Origin of the sequence: Alteromonas sp. RW2A1 (assembly GCF_001886475.1) — a bacterium.
Lineage (GTDB): Bacteria > Pseudomonadota > Gammaproteobacteria > Enterobacterales > Alteromonadaceae > Alteromonas > Alteromonas hispanica.
In genome coordinates this window covers 1,337,474-1,355,527 of record NZ_CP018031.1, presented here as the reverse complement: position 1 = coordinate 1,355,527, position 18,054 = coordinate 1,337,474, and the positions used below count along the sequence as shown (strand labels likewise).

11 protein-coding genes are annotated in these 18,054 nt (G+C 44.0%); 6 read left to right on the top strand and 5 right to left on the bottom strand.

Annotation, left to right across the window (positions count from 1 at the left end; genetic code table 11):
- The first annotated feature begins 122 nt into the window (after positions 1 to 122).
- From BM528_RS06090 to BM528_RS06080, 3 genes are all read left to right on the top strand, one after another.
- Positions 123 to 416: a DUF1244 domain-containing protein gene (locus tag BM528_RS06090; protein ID WP_071979120.1), complete on the top strand. Its 294-nt coding sequence runs from the start codon at positions 123 to 125 to the stop codon at positions 414 to 416.
- A gap of 360 nt (positions 417 to 776) precedes the next feature.
- Entirely contained in the window at positions 777 to 2,111 is a 1,335-nt protein-coding gene (locus tag BM528_RS06085) for an MATE family efflux transporter (RefSeq protein WP_071979119.1), read from the top strand.
- 243 nt (positions 2,112 to 2,354) lie between these two features.
- Positions 2,355 to 5,099, top strand: coding sequence for a M16 family metallopeptidase (locus tag BM528_RS06080; RefSeq protein WP_071979118.1), 2,745 nt, complete (start codon positions 2,355 to 2,357; stop codon positions 5,097 to 5,099).
- 251 nt (positions 5,100 to 5,350) lie between these two features.
- Here the strand turns inward: BM528_RS06080 and BM528_RS06075 are convergent, their stop codons facing one another.
- Positions 5,351 to 6,244 carry an AraC family transcriptional regulator gene (locus BM528_RS06075; RefSeq protein WP_071979117.1) on the bottom strand — a complete coding sequence of 298 codons (894 nt, stop codon included), beginning with the start codon at positions 6,242 to 6,244 and terminating at the stop codon, positions 5,351 to 5,353.
- Between the two features lie 181 nt (positions 6,245 to 6,425).
- Here BM528_RS06075 and exaC point away from each other — a divergent pair, with 181 nt between their 5' ends.
- Complete coding sequence (gene exaC / locus BM528_RS06070; protein WP_071979116.1) at positions 6,426 to 7,946, top strand: acetaldehyde dehydrogenase ExaC; 1,521 nt, start codon at positions 6,426 to 6,428, stop codon at positions 7,944 to 7,946.
- A 336-nt stretch (positions 7,947 to 8,282) separates the two neighbouring features.
- On the opposite strand, the gene BM528_RS06065 is transcribed toward exaC, so the two are convergent.
- From BM528_RS06065 to rne, 4 genes are all read right to left on the bottom strand, one after another.
- Entirely contained in the window at positions 8,283 to 8,963 is a 681-nt protein-coding gene (locus BM528_RS06065; RefSeq protein ID WP_071979115.1) for a response regulator transcription factor, read from the bottom strand.
- Entirely contained in the window at positions 8,963 to 10,591 is a 1,629-nt protein-coding gene (locus tag BM528_RS06060; protein ID WP_083595222.1) for a sensor histidine kinase, read from the bottom strand. Before BM528_RS06060 ends, BM528_RS06065 begins: the two co-directional genes overlap by 1 nt.
- A 281-nt stretch (positions 10,592 to 10,872) precedes the next feature.
- Positions 10,873 to 11,946 (bottom strand): phosphotransferase, encoded by a 1,074-nt coding sequence (locus BM528_RS06055; protein ID WP_071979114.1) that lies wholly within the window; start codon positions 11,944 to 11,946, stop codon positions 10,873 to 10,875.
- Positions 11,947 to 12,155: 209 nt separating this feature from the next.
- The gene (gene rne, locus BM528_RS06050) at positions 12,156 to 15,560 is read right to left on the bottom strand and encodes a ribonuclease E (RefSeq protein ID WP_198033597.1); all 3,405 of its coding nucleotides are present in this window, start codon (positions 15,558 to 15,560) and stop codon (positions 12,156 to 12,158) included.
- 789 nt (positions 15,561 to 16,349) lie between these two features.
- On the opposite strand from rne, the gene rluC reads away from it, so the two are divergent.
- Together rluC and BM528_RS06040 are read left to right on the top strand one after the other, a co-directional pair.
- The gene (rluC, locus tag BM528_RS06045) at positions 16,350 to 17,291 is read left to right on the top strand and encodes a 23S rRNA pseudouridine(955/2504/2580) synthase RluC (protein ID WP_071979113.1); all 942 of its coding nucleotides are present in this window, start codon (positions 16,350 to 16,352) and stop codon (positions 17,289 to 17,291) included.
- Between the two features lie 67 nt (positions 17,292 to 17,358).
- Positions 17,359 to 18,045 carry an HAD family hydrolase gene (locus BM528_RS06040; RefSeq protein ID WP_071979112.1) on the top strand — a complete coding sequence of 229 codons (687 nt, stop codon included), beginning with the start codon at positions 17,359 to 17,361 and terminating at the stop codon, positions 18,043 to 18,045.
- The last annotated feature ends 9 nt before the right edge of the window (positions 18,046 to 18,054 follow it).

The following is an 18,054-nucleotide window of genomic DNA, read 5'->3' as shown; positions in this document are numbered from 1 at the left end:
TTCGTACATTCATTAAAGTATGTGCCCATTAAGAAGTAAGAAAGACTGAAAAAGGGAGCCTAGCTCCCTTTTTTGTTTTGGTTGACCCGTCCTAAATAGCGTTAAGGTAAAAAAGGATAAAAATGGATAAGCAAACTCAAACTGAAATAGAAGCTGCCGTATTTCGTCGTTTAGTAGAGCACCTAGACGAAAATAAAGACGTTCAGAATATCGATTTGATGATTTTGGCTGATTTTTGTCGTAACTGTTTAGCTAAATGGTATTCGTCTGCGGCTAGCGAGAAAGGCGTTGATGTAGATTACGAGGCTGCTAGAGAGGTTGTTTACAAAATGCCTTATTCAGAATGGAAAGAAAAACACCAGCTTCCTGCTACAGATGAACAACTAGAGAAGTTAGCCGCTAGACAGCAGAAGTAATGCAGTACGTCACTGCTATTTGCCTCCAATTATACAGGCAGCACCGTCAAGTTTAGGCGTGCTGCCTTTAAACTCTTTTATCGCCTGCTCAAAATTCAGCCTCAATTTCTGCTATGACGTCATCATATTGATATCTTATCTTTACTATATAACTAAACTTAAAACTCCCGCCTGCGTAAAAACGTCCATGAAAGAAATCGCGCTTTGGTAAGTGCTTTTTATTATCGCATTTGCTCCTATAAACGAGCAGATGCGTCTTTATTATTGTTCGATTTTTGTTGTTTTTATGGAGTGTATTTTTCTTTGGGGCTTAAAAATCGGTATGTCACTAGCGTTATCCGACATAGCTGGAGTAGCTAAATGGAAGCAAAGAAGTCAGACCCATCTTTAACCGAAGGCTCAATTGTGGGCCACATGATTCGGTTATCTATACCTGCATCCACAGGCATGATTTTCAATACTCTCTACAACCTTACCGACATTTGGTTTGCGGGCTATCTTTCAGACAATGCGTTGGCCGGGCTGTCTATTGCCTCTAGCGTTTTCTTTTTGCTGCTGTCTATTGGTATAGGCATTCAAACTGGTGCTTCAGCTATGATAGCGCCTGGTGCTGGCCGTGGCGAAACACATGAGGTTAAAGGTTGGCTTGATAATGTCAGTGGTTTAGCGATTGCGTTTAGTGCATTGTCTTGTGTAATTGGCTTCTTTGCTGCTCGCCCTCTAGTGGTTTTACTTGGCGCCGAACCTAATATAGAACCTCTGGCTATGGACTATCTATGGGTAACTTTAGCTGGCTCTCTTGGTTTTACTTTGTCTTTTGGTGCCGCAGGTGCACTCATGGCATTAGGTGATACAAAATCTAACCGCAACGCCTTAATGGTGGGCTTTGTCGCTAATTTCGGGCTCAATCCTCTATTCACGTTTGTATTAGATTTAGGCGTAAGTGGCATTGCCCTCGCAACTGTTGTTATCAAGTTTGCAACCGCATTTTATTTGTTTCGAGTGCTGATGAAACGGTTGAATATCTCTGTGAAACCCACCTTTGATAAAGCACGATGGCGTGATTTATTACGGCAGATACTGCCAGCCAGTTTTAATATGCTCACCATCATTTTGGGCGGGTTTATTACGGTGGCTCTTATAGGGCAGTTCGGTAGTGAGCATGTTGCTGGCTACACTGTAGGACTTCGCCTCGAGCAAGTGTTGCTGTTACCGGCTTTGGGTTTAAACAGTGCAGTTATGGCTATTGCTGGGCAAAACATGGGGTTGAACTATTTCGACAGAGTATCGGAGACTTATCGCAAAGGGCTACTAATAGGTTTGTTTATGGCCTTTGTATCAATACCTGTAATGTATTTTCTTTCGCCCTTGGCCATGAGCTTATTTACTGATGATACAACCATACAAAGCACAGGTATTACTTATTTAAGGATAGACACATTAGCTTTCTATGCTTATGTAATCTTGTTCCAAAGCGTGGCGGTATTGCAGGCGATGCAAAAGCCCATGTTCCCCATGTATTTGGGTATAGCACGCCAACTTGTAGTGCCAGCAGCAATTAACTATACGCTCATTATTGTATTGGACTACCCTATGGTATCGATGTTCTACACTATAGTGGGTGTTGTTATTCTCAGTGCCGTGATTGCCTTTTTCTATACCACAAGAGAAATAAGCCGACTAAGCAGCGCTTAAAAACTAGTTGAAATGTACAGTGGCTTCTTCCGTTTTTTAACGTTTTGTAACGATTCTTATTGCGTCTGATCATTGCGTTAGTGTCATCACAACGCTAACTTAATTGTGGGGAGCTTCTGCTTTCTTAGCATTGAAGAGGAAACGCCTCTAATTAATGGGAGTTAGGTTTCGGTGCTAACGAAAATAGATGACAAAATAGTACAAATATAAATAGAACGTTCATAAAAATAAGGACAATATTTTATGCGGGTGTTTAAAAATTTAACGAGGCGATGTTTTAGCGTTGTAGCCATCACCTTGGTGGGAATGTCACCGGTCGTTGCTGATGACGATATTGATATTAGCTACGAAAAGTTCACCATGGACAACGGCCTTACCGTTATTGTTCATGAAGATCGAAAGGCGCCGGTTGTGGCCGTGGCGGTATGGTATAAGGTTGGTTCGAAAGATGAGCCTGAAGGTAAATCAGGGTTTGCTCATCTTTTCGAGCACCTTATGTTCAATGGCACTGAAAACTATGATGACGAGTGGTTTGGTGCGCTACAAGAAGCCGGTGCTACGGGTCTAAATGGCACCACCAGTTTCGACCGCACTAACTACTTTCAAACCGTTCCGACACCTGCTCTTGACCGTATATTATGGATGGAATCAGACCGCATGGGTCACCTCCTAGGCGCAGTGACGCAAGAGAAACTGGATGAGCAGCGCGGCGTTGTTCAAAATGAGAAACGTCAACGTGGAGACCAGCCCTATGGTGCGTTTTTAGATCATGCCGTTAAAGCACTGTTTCCCAACGAACATCCGTATTCACATAACGTTATCGGCTCTATGGAAGATTTGAACTCCGCTTCACTAGACGATGTGAAGTCGTGGTTCAATAAATACTATGGCCCGAACAACGCGATTTTGGTGCTTAGTGGTGATATTAATGCTGACGAAGCCAAGCCTCTGGTCAATAAGTATTTTGGTGATATTGAACCTGGCCCATCTTTGTCTAAATGGCAATCTTGGATCCCAACGCGTACCGCGAACACCAGAGAAATTATTCAGGACAAAGTACCGCAAACTCGAATCTCACGCCTTTGGGTTTCGCCTGAAAACATGAGCCCAGAAGCCACAGATCTGCTTATTGCAGCAAGTGTGCTAGGTGATGGCAAAAACTCTCGCATGTACAAAGAGCTTGTTTACGACCAACAAATCGCAACAAATGCATCGGTGTTTAATTACGAGCTACAAATTGCGTCCATTTTCGGTCTTAGCGTAGATGTAGCACCAGGCGCAGATGTTAAGAAAGTAGAGCGTGAAATGGATAAAATTATCCAAGAGTTTTTGCGTAAAGGCCCTACCAAAGATGAAGTAAAGCTGGTATCAACAAAGCGCCGTGCTTCAATTATTCGTGGGCTTGAAGAAGTAGGAGGCTTCGGTGGTAAAGCTGATAGACTGGCATCAGGTGAATTCATTGCTGGCGACCCTACGTATTTTAAAACCGAGTTGAAAGAACTTGCTAGCGCCACACCTAAAAAGGTTAAAGCTGCGGCTAACGAATGGTTGGGCGATGGATGGCATCAAATTACCTTTGTGCCTTTTGCCGAGCATACTGCGAGCACTGAAGGGGTAGACAGAAGCTCTGGGCTTCCTGCCATATCTGCGGAAACTCAATTGTCTTTTCCTGATGTGGAGAAAACCACCTTATCAAATGGTATTGAAGTGGTGTTTGCAAAGCGCTCTACTGTACCCATTGTGAATGTTGCCGTTCAGTTTGACGCTGGTTATTCTGCCGATGCGGGTGGAAAACTCGGATTGGCAAATTTTGCCACTGTCATGTTAGATGAAGGCGCTGGCCGTTATGATGCACTAGAGCTGGCGGCGGAGCTTGAAAAGCTAGGTACTAGGCTAAACAGTGGTTCTAACCTTGATACCACCACTGTCAGTATGTCTATGTTAAAAGAAAATATGGACGATTCTTTGTCGTTGTTTGGTGATATTTTGAAAAAGCCGACCTTTGATAAAGAAGAGATTGAACGTCAGCGCGCGCTTATTCTAAGCGAAATTGCGCAGCAGAAAACACGTCCAGTGAGCATTGCCCTTACCTTGCTACCACCGCTTATTTACGGCGATGATCACGCTTATGGGATCCCTTTTACCGGTTCTGGAACTGCTGAAGGTGTTCAGTCGGTCACTCGCAGCGACCTGGTCGACTTTAAAAACACCTGGTTACGTCCAGATAATGCCACGGTATTCGTAGTGGGCGACACCACGCTCGACGAAATTAAACCCGTGCTTGAAAAAGAGTTTGGTAAATGGAAGGCATCGGGTGAAAAGGGCACTAAGCAAATTGCCCAGGCAAGCATGCCAGAAAAGGGAAGAGCGATTATTATTGACCGTCCTGGGTCTCAACAATCGCTTATTCTTGCTGCACATTTAGCACCGCCTACCGGTGTAGATAATAACATTGCCATTATGGCGATGAATGAGACCTTGGGTGGAGCCTTTACTGCGCGTGTGAACATGAATTTGCGTGAAGACAAGGGTTGGGCCTATGGCGCCTACACTTTCTTACAAGAAGCAAGAGGTCAAAGGCCGTATATGGTTTATGCACCTGTACAAACCGATAAAACCGGTGCATCTCTACTGGAATTAAAGAAAGAGCTTAATGGCTACTTAGGCGACAAACCGCCCACAGAGTTAGAGTTAGAGCGCGCACGATTAGACCAAGTACGTTCGTTGCCAGGACAGTTTGAAACGGCTGGCTCTGTGCTTAGCAGTTTGCTATCGAGCAGTCGCTTTAATCGCGACTACGACTACCCTGAAAGTTTAGTGGAGAAGTATAATAGCTTGTCGCTAGACGACTTAAACGATGCTGCAAAGCAGGTGGTTCAGCCTGATAAATTAACATGGTTGATTATTGGCGATGCAGAGAAAATTAAAGCAGAAGTGGAAGCTGCTAATATTGGGCCTGTTTCTGTTCAGAGTATGAGTAGCCTTTAATAGCGTTATAACCCAAGACAAAGCCGAAGCCAAATAGCTTCGGCTTTTTTTGTTTGCCCAGCGAAGCTGGCAAACCCGTCAGGTTGAAAGAAACCTGAATCACCCTGACTGAGGGGAAGATAATCCGAATGGCAAGGGCGGTCACTTAGCAAGTGATATGAAGTATGCAGGAGCCGTATACGAGGCCCGTACGTACGGTTCTGTGAGAGGGATGAGGCGCAAGCCTCACCCTACTCGATCTGTTTGGTGCATTAGTGCCGGCACTCTTTTGGCGCAATGCCAAAAGCTTGTTTAAATACTCGACTAAAATGACTTGCACTATTAAACCCTAAATCGAAACACACGGCGCTGATAGATTGACCGCTGAGCAGTTGGGCCCGTGCGCGCTTTAAACGCAATTGCTGTTGAAATAAAGCCGGTGTAGTACCAAAGGCAAGCTTAAACTGCTGATAGAATTTGCTTCTACTCATGCATGCTATCTTACACAGCTTGTTAATGTCTAAGTCTTGCGAAACATTCTCTTCTATATACCTAATTGCTTCGCTTATTTTGTTATCTAGTTTCAGCTCTTCTGAATTTGCCAAAAGAAGCTCACGACTTTGCTGCTGCAATAACCGAGTAATTAGCTCGTTCAACGATAAATCAATTAAATAGTGACGTTCGGCACCTTGTTCGCTGAATAAATGAACCATACGCTCTAGTAATTGCTGTGTTTGTACATTGTGCTGGGTATGCACGACATTTGGAACGTACTCAAACAAGGCATCGTGGGCTATCCGCTGCTTCATATTTAGCGCCTTGGAGACATCATTGATCTTGTCTCGGCTTATCTCTATAGCAAGACACGTTGTGGGCCGATTGAGAGAAGCCTGAGGAAAGTCAATAAGCACCTTATTTTGCGGAGCAACCACAAACGATTCATGTGGTAAAAATGCTTTGTGATATTGGCTGCTTTCTACGTGCATTATTTTCTTACCAGTTAGCATAGCGCAGAAAAGTAGCTCGTTTGAGTGAAGTGCAACCTTTTGAGCACTTTCGTAGGTGTCGTAAATACTCAACTCACTGCTGTCAGCAGAAAATGTAACCTTGTTTTCAATTAAGACATCAAGCTGTTGACGTTTTTTGTCTAAATTCGGAGTATGCATAGTTAGCCTTTACTGATTGTTTGGACTCTCAGGCAAATTTCTTGGACAGCAAATCAAGTTACCTTCCTATTGTTATATTAATGTAAATCAATAGTGAATATAAAGCATGGTGTTTTATCTATATTTACGACCAATAGCTATATGAATTTTTACCGCTAGACAACAAGAAGAGAGCACAAATATGATTTATGCAAATCCCGGAAGTGAAGGCGCACTTGTAAATTTTAAAGCTCAATATGGTAACTATATTGGCGGGCAGTGGGTTGAGCCTGTTAATGGTAACTATTTTGACAATATTAGCCCGGTTAACGGAAAAGTGTTTTGTAAGATACCGCGTTCAGACGCTGATGATATTAATCTTGCCCTTGATAAAGCACACGAGGCGAGGGAAGGATGGGGAACAACATCTGTCACTGAGCGTAGTAATATTCTGCTTAAAATTGCCGATCTTATAGAAGAGAATTTAGAGCTGCTGGCTGTAGCAGATACGTGGGACAATGGCAAAGCAGTACGCGAAACCTTAGCGGCTGATATTCCTCTCGCCGCCGATCATTTCAGGTATTTCGCAGGTTGCCTGCGTTCTCAAGATGGTTCTATTGGTGAAATAGACGAAACAACCGTTGCTTACCATTTTCACGAGCCACTGGGAGTTGTTGGTCAAATTATTCCGTGGAACTTCCCCATTCTTATGGCTGCATGGAAGCTTGCACCTGCATTAGCCGCAGGCAATTGTGTGGTGCTCAAACCAGCAGAACAAACGCCGGCTTCTATTCTAGTGCTTACTGAAATTATTGGCGACTTGCTACCACCTGGTGTACTAAACATTGTTAACGGTTTTGGTAAAGAGGCGGGGGAAGCGCTAGCTACGAGCAAGCGAATTGCCAAAATTGCTTTTACTGGCTCAACGCCAGTGGGCTCTCATATCCTAAAGTGTGCGGCTGATAATATCATTCCCTCGACGGTCGAATTAGGAGGTAAATCACCAAATATCTTCTTTAATGACGTTATGGATAAAGACGACGCGTTTTTATCGAAAGCGATTGAAGGTGCCGTACTTGCATACTTTAACCAAGGCGAGGTGTGTACCTGTCCGTCGAGATTGTTTATTCAAGAAGACATTTACGATCAGTTTATGGAAAAAATTCTTGAGCGCACCGCGAAAATTTTAAGAGGTAACCCCCTTGATACTGAGACCATGGTGGGGGCACAAGCATCAAAAGAACAGTTCGACAAAATACTCAACTATATTGAAATTGGTAAAAGTGAAGGTGCTGAAGTACTCACAGGGGGAAATGTTGAGCAGTTGACAGATGAACTGAATAGCGGCTTTTATATTCAGCCAACGTTGCTGAAAGGAACCAACGATATGCGTGTCTTTCAGGAGGAAATTTTCGGCCCAGTTATCTCAATGTCGACCTTTAAGGACGAAGCCGAAGCACTCAAACTTGCCAACAGTTCCGAGTTTGGACTTGGCGCAGGTGTATGGAGCCGAAATATGAATTTGGCTTATCGCATGGGACGGAAAATTGAAGCGGGCAGGGTGTGGACCAACTGTTATCACATGTACCCAGCGCATGCTGCGTTTGGCGGTTATAAAAAGTCAGGGATTGGTAGAGAAACCCATAAGCTAGCGTTGAGCCACTATCAACAAACCAAAAATTTATTAGTCAGTTACAGCGAAGATCCACTCGGGTTCTTTTAAATATACGCAGCTATAATTAGGTGAAATTAAGGCTGACAACAAGCCGAATTTTTAAAAGTGAATGTGTAAAGCCACTGCTGAAAAATATGGCAGTGACTTTTTAATCTTCCGTTCATCTTTTTTTAATGGAGCGTAAAAGGTTTAGTTACGTTCTTTCTCTACCATATAAAGGGTAGCAAATACTGTTGCCCTGCTGCTGAGAAAGTGGCAGGAACGTTCGCGGTGCATCTGGGTTGAGGATTTGATGTGTGTGCCATAGATAGCCCGTGTTAAACGATACAGTAATAATCGTTACAATTATGCCCAACGCGTCCCTTCGTTGGGCTTTTTTTTCTTTTACGGAGTTAATTTTACCGTTAGCCGGTAACCATTTCCCCGTAAAGTTTCTATCGAAATTGAGCTGTTCACACTGAGCTTTTGTCGCAAGCGACTGATGTATACATCGACAACGTTGGTCAAAGGGTCGCTATGACTTCTCCAAACTCGACTGAGTATTCGTTCTCTAGACAGCACCTTGCCTGCATTTTCTGCAAAATAGAATAAGGTGTCATACTCTAGCTTTGTAAGTGAGAGCTCTTCGCCGCAGAGAGTGACAATTCGAGAGTCTTTATCAATTTGCAAAGGGCCTACTGTAAAACTGTCGTTCACAGCCGTTGTGCCAGCTCTGCGTTTAAGTGCTGTGATACGTGCCAATAACTCGTCAAAGTCGAAGGGCTTACACAAATAGTCATCAGCACCCAGCGTTAAACCATTCACTCTTTCCTTCACATCGTCAACGGCTGTTAAAAGCAGAACCATGGGTGCATTTGGCATTGATTTTATGGTTGGAAGCAGTTCCACACTGTCCTCATCCCCAAACATTCTGTCGAGTACGGCTATAGCGGGAGACTCTTGCTTAATACGAGTGATCAAATTATGAAGCGTGCTTTCTTCAACACAATGGTAACCCTCAGCGCTCAATCCGCGAGATAGAAATCGTAGAAGTGGCGCTTCATCATCTGCAACTAAAATTTTCATTATGGCTGTCTCTCATTATTTGGAACTTCGCTGAAAGTTGTTTCTTCAAAAGTTGCGAGCGGCTTATTGTTGTTTGCTTTTTTAATCGATAGAGTAAATGTTGAGCCTTTGCCCAGTGTTGATGTAGCCACCAGCTTTCCGCCGTGAGCCTCGGCAATTGCCTTCGCAATAGATAGCCCTAAACCCATGCCATCGCCTTTTCTTTTTAAACGCACAAAGCGCTCAAAAATGTGCTCTAAATCCGATGAGGAAATTCCCTCACTAATATCGATAACATGAATGTTTACCCAATGGTCGTTTTCATCTACGGCGAGAGTAATAGGGGCATATTCAGTTGAATACTTACTGGCGTTCTCGATAAGTATAGTAAGCGCCTGAATAATTCTGTCTTTATCGATAATTACGGTTTGATTTTTGTCCACGCTATCAATGTTCCACTTCAACGAAATTACACGTGGTTTCACAATTTTTTGCCATAATGCTATCTGTTCGTTAAGCAAAGACTTCAGTGAATATTCTGCAACATCTAAGGTGAACTCATGCATTTCTGCTCTAGCCAAAAGCAAAAGGTCGTCCACTAGTTTACTTAACTTCACAGACTGCTGTAAGATTGTATGAAGCGTTTCTTGGTATATCTCATTTGTCGCAGATTTTTGACGTAGTGTTACTTGGGCCTCACCCCGAATAATAGTGAGAGGCGTGCGCAATTCGTGGCTCACATCAGCCATAAACTGCCGACGCTTGGCGTCTAACTGAGTGAGTTTATTATTCACTTCTTGCAGGGCGCGAGTGCGGGTCTCAACATCATATTCTAGCTGCTTGCGGTAGGCTGATGCTTTGTCTTCGTGCTCAGCGAGTCTTGCAATCATTGAGTTCAACGCTTTAACCAAGTCAGTAAACTCATCATCCAGTGTTTCAGGTAGGCGATAATGATAGTTGCCAGATGCAATAGCATCGGTGCCTGTGCGAATAACGGTTAATGGGTGATACAAAGCATTAAACAGCCAGTAGCAGCCTAATAAAATAAAAGGACAGGTAATAGCGCCTAAAATAATGGTAAACCAAACAATACTGGTGTTCAGCGTGTCTATACTTGCATTTATTCTAGATACGACTTTGCCTTGACGCACTACTGCTGCGTTTATAGCTTCTCTAAACTGATTATCAATGGTGCTTTCAAGAAGGGTGTGTAATCGCTCTTGTTCATGTAAAGGCGTGCTGTCGTTTAACTGGGCGATGTCGCGAAACTCTGAAACAATATAGGCAATCAACGCCTCAAGTTCGTCAGTATCTTCAACGCTGCCTTGAGTAGCATCAAGTCCTAATGCCTCTCGCTGGGCTAGTTCGAACTTCTTAATTCGCGTAATAGATTGATCAATTTTTTCTTGTTTGTTTCTGACATTCGCCTGATTAGCGCCCTTGCCAAAAATGAGTTCGTCAGTGAGTTGTTTAAACAATCGATAGGAAGTGCTCGAAAGCTCTTGATGCTCAGACAGAAGAGATTGAGCTAGTTGGCTTTGCTCTAAGTTTGCACGGGTAAGGTGAGCCGTAACAGCCGCACTTGCTAACGCGATAATAAGAATAAAGGTAGAGAGAAGGCCAAATAGATAGAGTTTGCGTTTATACATAATAATTTGAAATCGCGTTTATATATTTAAGTTTGTCGTCAACTTCGTCATTAATGATTCGGCATCAGTGGTGCAGGTCAACGATGCCAATAACTATCATCGCAATTATATTTGAACTCGTAACCACGAAATCTTATACGTTAGGTAATTGATATTCGGTCACTAAACTCAATACATCGCAAAGTAACTTATAAAAAGCAAATCGAATATGGATAAAAATGCTATTTCATCAACTCGGGCAACGGCTAATAACCATTTATATGAGGGGACGTGTGGGAATACTAGCCTAGTCTGTTCAGCGCTAATGACGTTTGATACTGAAGTTCGATATTAATCTTTTTATGGCTTGGGCTCCACCCCGCTAGAAAACGATGGAAATCGGCGCAGGCGAGAGAGTAAAGGCTTCTCCACTCGCTCACAATGAACGGAATGTCTTGTTCTGTGATGCTTGTTTTAGAGTTCGCACATTGGCGCTCTAAGGCACGTTCAAGCGCGGTAAAGTAAACATTTAAGCAACGGTCGCGGAACAGACGTTGATCGTTGTCGCTCAAAGCACTTCCCAAAAAATAGGCAACATCTTTAACCCCGGCGCCAAAGCCCACATATTGGAAATCTACTGCAGCACACTGCATATAGTGCGGTGTAAAACAAAAATTCGCCACTTTTGCGTCACCGTGAAGCAGGGTTTGGTATTTTGAGTTGGCGAGTAGGGTGCTTATCTCTTGCGCTCGCGTTTTCAACTCTGAAGAGGGCATGGCATTGTATTCATCACGTCGGGTGTTCAGATGCCAGTAGGTGCCTTCTTGCCAAACTTCAACGTTTTCGCCGTTAGGCTTTTTAAGGTTTAAAGATGGTTTCGTATCTATAAATGCGGCATGAAATTCCGCCAGCCAATGCAGTACAACCTGAGCTTGAGTAACACTAAGAGAAAGTGTAGTTTCAGAATAGCCCGCTGCTCCAAGGTCTTCCATAACTAACAGTGTTTTGTCTTCCTTGGTTTCAACAGCGATCCCCCGAGGCGTTTTGCAAAACTCATTCGTGAATGGTTGAATGTGATTGTAAAAGTTATTTTCAATAGCAAATGACTTAAGCTTTCTTTGGTGGCCCGTTACTGAACTCCACCCCCTCGGATGTTGAGCAACGTCAGTAGGCGAAGCGCACTTTACCACAACAGGTAGCGGGCCTTCGGTTGTATTGGCATCGTGCTGCTCTAGAATAGCGCGGAAACAAGCGCCGTAGCCACTCCACAGTGTTTGAATAAGAGATGCGCGGCTTATCGAGGCCGAGCAGACTTGCTCTACCCATGATAAAAATTGGGGATCTATTGCGCTATCAATGTTTGTATCTGCCGTCATTGTTGTTACCAATGGTCAATGTTTGAATACTTTCTAGTAGGTAATTATCTATACGGACTAATGGTATAAAATGCCATGCAATTAATACAAGTAGCGTCCACTTAACATAAAAAAGCCGCTTCATAATGAAACGGCTTTTATACGGCTGCTACTGTGCTCATTCCTTAATAAGACAGGAAGAGCCAGTAGGATAAGAGTGGATTAACTCATTAATCTACACTCTCAGGCAAGGTTGCAGGAGCAGAAGCTCGTGCTGATGCTTGCGATACCAGCGCAGTTTTGCCACAAACTGCCAAAGAAGGCCGCGCATCATCAGATTTTGAGACTAACTCAACATCGACAAACGCATCGTCAACAGAGTCAGGCGACGTCATTGGATGAGACGCTCTGCGCTTACCTAATCCGCTTGCGCCTAGAGGTGATACTACCGCCGACGCTTTCTCAGCTGCTGGTTTATCCTCTACCTTTTTATCTTCCTTAGCGTTTATATCAGCGTCTATATCAGCATCTATGTTACGCGCTTCCGTAGCAGCCTCGTTAGAAGGAGTTGCAGTTGGCTCTTTAGAATCATCTGCAGGCGTCTCTGAAGATGGCACCGCTTCAGCAGTCGCCTCTTCTGAGTGCTTATCAGTATGAGTATCTTCTTCTAAGTTAATCTCAACTTGCTTAGGCTCAACTGCAGCTGACTGAGGTGCTTCAGCAGCTTTTGAAGAAGTGTTTTGCTTAACTTCGTCTTCAGGTTGTGCTTCTTCAAACTGTAACTCATCTTGTGATGGACTTGCTTCTGCTACTTTTTCAGAAGTCTCATCGGCTACCTTTTCAACAGCCTCTTCAGCTTGCTGAGCAGGGGCTTCGGTCTCTTGTGTTTTTACAGGAGCTGGCGAAGGTGCCGCCTCTGATTGAGCTTCTGCGCTTTCTACCTTTGCTGCAGTTTCCGCGCTTGTGGCGCTGTCGACTTTAGCGTCGGTATTAGCTTCAACGTCTGGTGATAAGTTACCTGGCTGTTTGGCTTGAGTTTCATCAACGCTTACTTGTGAAGCATTATTTTGACTCTCTTTATCGACAGCATTGTTTCCTTCATCATTTTGCTGGGCTTCTTTCTTACGACGTTGACCGGCAGCACGAACATGACGCGGAGAACGACGTGAGCGTCCTCGGCTTTCACGCTTCTGGCCATTTTCGTCATTTGTTGATTCTGAAATTACCGCTGCTTCTTGAGTTTCTTCAGTAGACTCAGACGTTTCTGATGGCGAACCGATCACTGTTTTTTCTTTAGCGTGATGCTTCTCTAAGGGCTTTCCTGCCGCATCTTCTGTTACGGGAGCAGAAGTTACTACTTGCTCTTCAGGTTGCTTATCAGCTTGGCTATCTGCTTGTTGTCTCTCTACTTGTCTTTCTACTTGATTCTGAGCGCTCTCTGGCTTTTTCGGGGCAGCTGGATTGCTTTCCGCGTTTGGTGCGCTCTGTGCGTTAGTGTTTACTGAATCACCTTTGTTCACTCGAACACTGCGACGCTTATCACGACGTTTTCTGCGCTCGGCAACTTCGCGTTTCTTCTCAACTTGATTATCCTGCTGTTCAACATTGTCTTTAACAGACTTATCTTGTTTAGGCGTGTCGTGCTTTGGCTTTTGCTGCTCGTCGCGAGGCTGCTGCGCTCTGCGCGGTTTGCGGCCTTTGTTATTGTTGCGTTTATCGTCCTGCTCTGAACGAGGAGTGCGCTGCTGATCTTGCTCACCATCTTTTGCCCCCGCAGGGCCATTACGGCGCGTATTTTTACGAGGTTTACGACGGCGGTCATCACTATTGCGATTATTACGCGGGTTTTTACCTTTGTAATTAGACGACGTTTTCTCTTCTTGTTTTTGCGTGTCTTTCGACGATGAGTCTGACTTATCATCAGAACCGAACATGTCGTTAATCCACTTACCTATGCGAGCAAATAAAGAAGGAACATCGCTAGATTGCGCTGGTTTTGCTTGTGTCTGCGGCTTTGGCTGAGACACAGGTGCTGCCGTAGTTGGCGCAACAAGCCCTTTAAGCGCGGGCTCTTCTCGTTTTACAGGTGCTGTTGTAGTAGATACTTTTTCAGTTTCCACTGCTGGCATTAACTCTACTTCGTAGCTTGCATCTTGCAGCGCATCATCTGGACGACGGCGCTCTACCTGATAATGAGGAGTCTCAAGGTTTGCATTTGGAATAAGTAACAAATCAACACCATGACGCTTCTCAAGTAGCTGGATAGATTTTCGTTTCTCATTCAATAGATAAGTGGCTACAGAAACAGGAAGCTGTGCCTCTATTTGCCCTGTATTTTCCTTTATGCTCTCTTCTTCAAGTATGCGAAGGATAGACAGCGCAAGCGATTCTGTTCCACGAATGGTGCCGTGGCCTGAGCAGCGCGGGCAAACATGGTGTGCAGATTCGCCTAGAGAAGGACGTAAGCGCTGACGAGACATTTCTAATAAGCCAAAACGAGAAATGCGTCCAAGCTGAACGCGTGCGCGATCACTTCTAACCGCGTCTTTCATGCGGTTTTCGACTTCGCGTTGATGTCTAACCGGCGTCATGTCGATAAAGTCGATAACTACCAAGCCACCTAGGTCGCGTAAACGCAATTGACGGGCAATTTCATCTGCGGCTTCAAGATTGGTGTTAAGCGCAGTTTCTTCAATGTCTCCGCCTTTTGTTGCTCGCGCAGAGTTAATATCAATTGACGTTAACGCTTCAGTAGGGTCGATGACAATCGAGCCACCTGAAGGCAGACGAACTTCTCGTTGAAAAGCAGATTCGATCTGGCTCTCAATTTGATAATGGCTGAATAAAGGCACTTCACCACGATATAGTTTTACGCGGCTTGCAAAGTCTGGGCGAACAAGCTCAATATGCTGCAAAGCCTGCTCATAAATACTCGTTTTATCGATCAGAATTTCGCCAATGTCGCGGCGTAAGTAATCGCGTATAGCACGCACAATTACGTTGCTTTCTTGGTGAATTAGGAAAGGTGCTTCCCTCTCTTCTGCAACTTCGGAAATAGCTTCCCAGTGCTTAAGCAGAACTTTCAAATCCCACTCTAATTCTTCGTAAGACTTACCAACGCCCGCAGTACGAACAATTAAGCCCATACCGTCAGGAAGTTCTAATTTGCTTAACGACGCTTTTAACTCTGTGCGTTCATCGCCTTCTATACGACGAGAAATACCACCTGCACGAGGGTTGTTGGGCATCAATACTAAATAGCTTCCTGCCAAAGACAAAAACGTAGTAAGCGCAGCACCTTTTTGGCCGCGTTCTTCTTTGTCAATTTGGATGATAACTTCTTGGCCTTCCTTGATAACATCTTTGATGTTAGGGCGACCTTCAAATTTATAGCCTTTAGGAAAGTACGTGCGGGCAATTTCTTTTAGAGGAAGGAATCCGTGGCGGTCGGCACCATAATCGACAAATGCGGCTTCTAGGCTAGGTTCTACGCGGGTTATCTTACCCTTATATATATTTGCCTTTTTTTGTTCATGCCCTGGACTTTCGATGTCTAGGTCGTACAAGCGTTGCCCATCTACCAGTGCAACACGCAACTCTTCTTGTTGAGTTGCATTTATTAACATTCTTTTCATTGTATCTAACTCTGTTTTTGTACAGCCGTTAAGACACAAAATTAAAGTGACATGTGCAAACCCTCACCGCGCAACCTCTCGGCTGGACGGGGACTTTGTTGTTGCATCGCATTATCTCTAGTGGGTAGCTTTTGCGTAAAATACGTGTCATACGCGGTTTCTGTCAGAATTTCGGCTGCAAACGTTTTTGTTGTTTGCCTATATTACCGCACTGATTAACCTTCAGAGGCTACACTGCTTTTGAGATGTCGGGAGCGACTCACCCTTATTTCTTTCTTCATTTTAACAAGCGATATCATGTGCATCGCTCGTTTGTCATTTAATTCTGTTAGCAAAACGGCAAACTTATTTTATGTTCGCAAGCATGGTTTCGCTTATGTACGGCAGTGTTGTCGTTGCCTCTTAGCGAGTTCGGTATGAAATGTCTTGTTATGTTAATAACATTACCGAAACCTAACCTATGCTTTTTCGTTTGCGACTTGAACCTACGACCGAATACATCGTCGTTTTTAATTCAATATCGTCTTTATGAATTTTAGGCAGGTTGTTACGCGAAGAGTACGGATTGGCGTACGATTAAGATTCGCGATTTTAATGCCTAAAAAGCATAGTGAATTATCGCACCAAAAACTGAAATTAAGCAAGGTAAGTCGGTGAATAAATGTAACTATTAAATAGATACCTTAAAAAAACAGGCCACTCAGAATAAAAAAGACACAAATGCAATAAATTAGAGCAAATAGAAAGTTTCATAATGTTGATGGCAAAACATTGCGTTATAATACCTGAATGAAAGAACAAGCCCCCCAAAAAGTCCGTTTTTTAACGGTCGATGCCGATCTAGCCGGTCAACGTATTGATAATTTTTTGCGTACCCAGTTAAAAGGTGTACCGAAAAGTATGATTTATCGCATTTTGCGCAAAGGCGAAGTGCGTGTAAACAAAGGCAGGGTAAAGCCTGAGTATAAGTTGCAAACAGACGACATAGTTCGCGTACCTCCTGTACGTGTGTCTGAGGGTGCACCGGCACCGTCGCCCAAGTTAGATAAAATTGCCGCTCTTGAATCACATATTTTGTTTGAAGACGATCGCCTTATCGTTATGAATAAGCCATCAGGAATGGCAGTTCACGGTGGAAGTGGATTAAGCTTTGGTCTCATTGAAGGGCTTCGAGCTTTGCGCCCCGATGCAAAGTTTATGGAGTTAGTGCATCGTTTAGACAGAGATACATCTGGCTGTATGCTGATTGCAAAAAAACGCTCGGCACTGCGCCATATGCACGAGCAACTGCGCAATGGCAAAATGGACAAGCGTTATCACGCGCTTGTAGCGGGAGAGTGGCCGGTTAATCGATTTAAAGTAAAAGCGCCACTTAAAAAGAATACCCTCCAATCTGGCGAGAGAATGGTAAATGTAAGTGAAGATGGAAAACCGTCCGAAACTCGCTATCGAATTTTAACCCAATTTGAGGGGGCGACCTTAGTTGAGGCGTCGCCGATAACCGGGCGAACTCATCAAATACGCGTTCACTGCTTACATGCAGGGCATCCTATTGCCTGTGACCCTAAGTACGGCGACAACGATTTCGATGCCAGTATGAGGTCAAAAGGATTAGATCGCTTGTTTCTTCATGCATACAGCATTGCTTTTATTCACCCTGGCACTGAAGAGAGAATGACTTTTAACGCGCCGTTAGATAGCCATTTGAATGCGGCACTAGGTGCTCTTTAACGCCATTTTTACATCAATACCGAAGAGTAATGCAGTAGAAAGTATCAACACACGGATAAAAATATAAATGCAGAGCACGTCAAAGACATCAAATAAACCGCGCTACAAGCTTGTCATTTTTGATTGGGACGGCACCGTCATGGATTCCGCCGACAAAATTATAAACTGCATGCAATTTGCCGCTCAGCAATGCGGTATGCCAATTCCAACAAGCGACGAAGTTGGGCATATTATCGGTATTAGCCTTAAGCCTGCCATTAAGCAACTATTCGATATTGATGATGATGCATTGGCAGAGAAATTAGTACTGGCATATAAAGAGGCGTTTTTGGCAAAAGATACCACTCCTTGTCCTCTTTTTGAGGGGGCTCAGGAAATGTTTGAAGCACTTAAATCTTCTGGTTGCACGCTGGCTGTTGCAACGGGCAAGGCAAGAAGAGGCTTAGATAGAGCGTGGAAGCAAACTAACACCGGTCATTTTTTCTCTGCTTCTCGCACAGCAGATGAAGCAGAGTCAAAGCCTTCGCCAGATATGCTACTTCAACTTGTTGATGAACTGTCGATGTCGATAGACGACGCGGTAATGATTGGTGATACCACATACGATATGAAAATGGCGCAAGCGATAGGAATGGATAGAGTGGGGGTTTCTTATGGCGTGCACGCTCAAGTCCATTTAGAAACACTAAAGCCTAAAATAATTGTTCACTCTATCGAAGAGCTTAAGCGTTTTTTACTAAACGAGCCCGTTTAGATTAGAGTT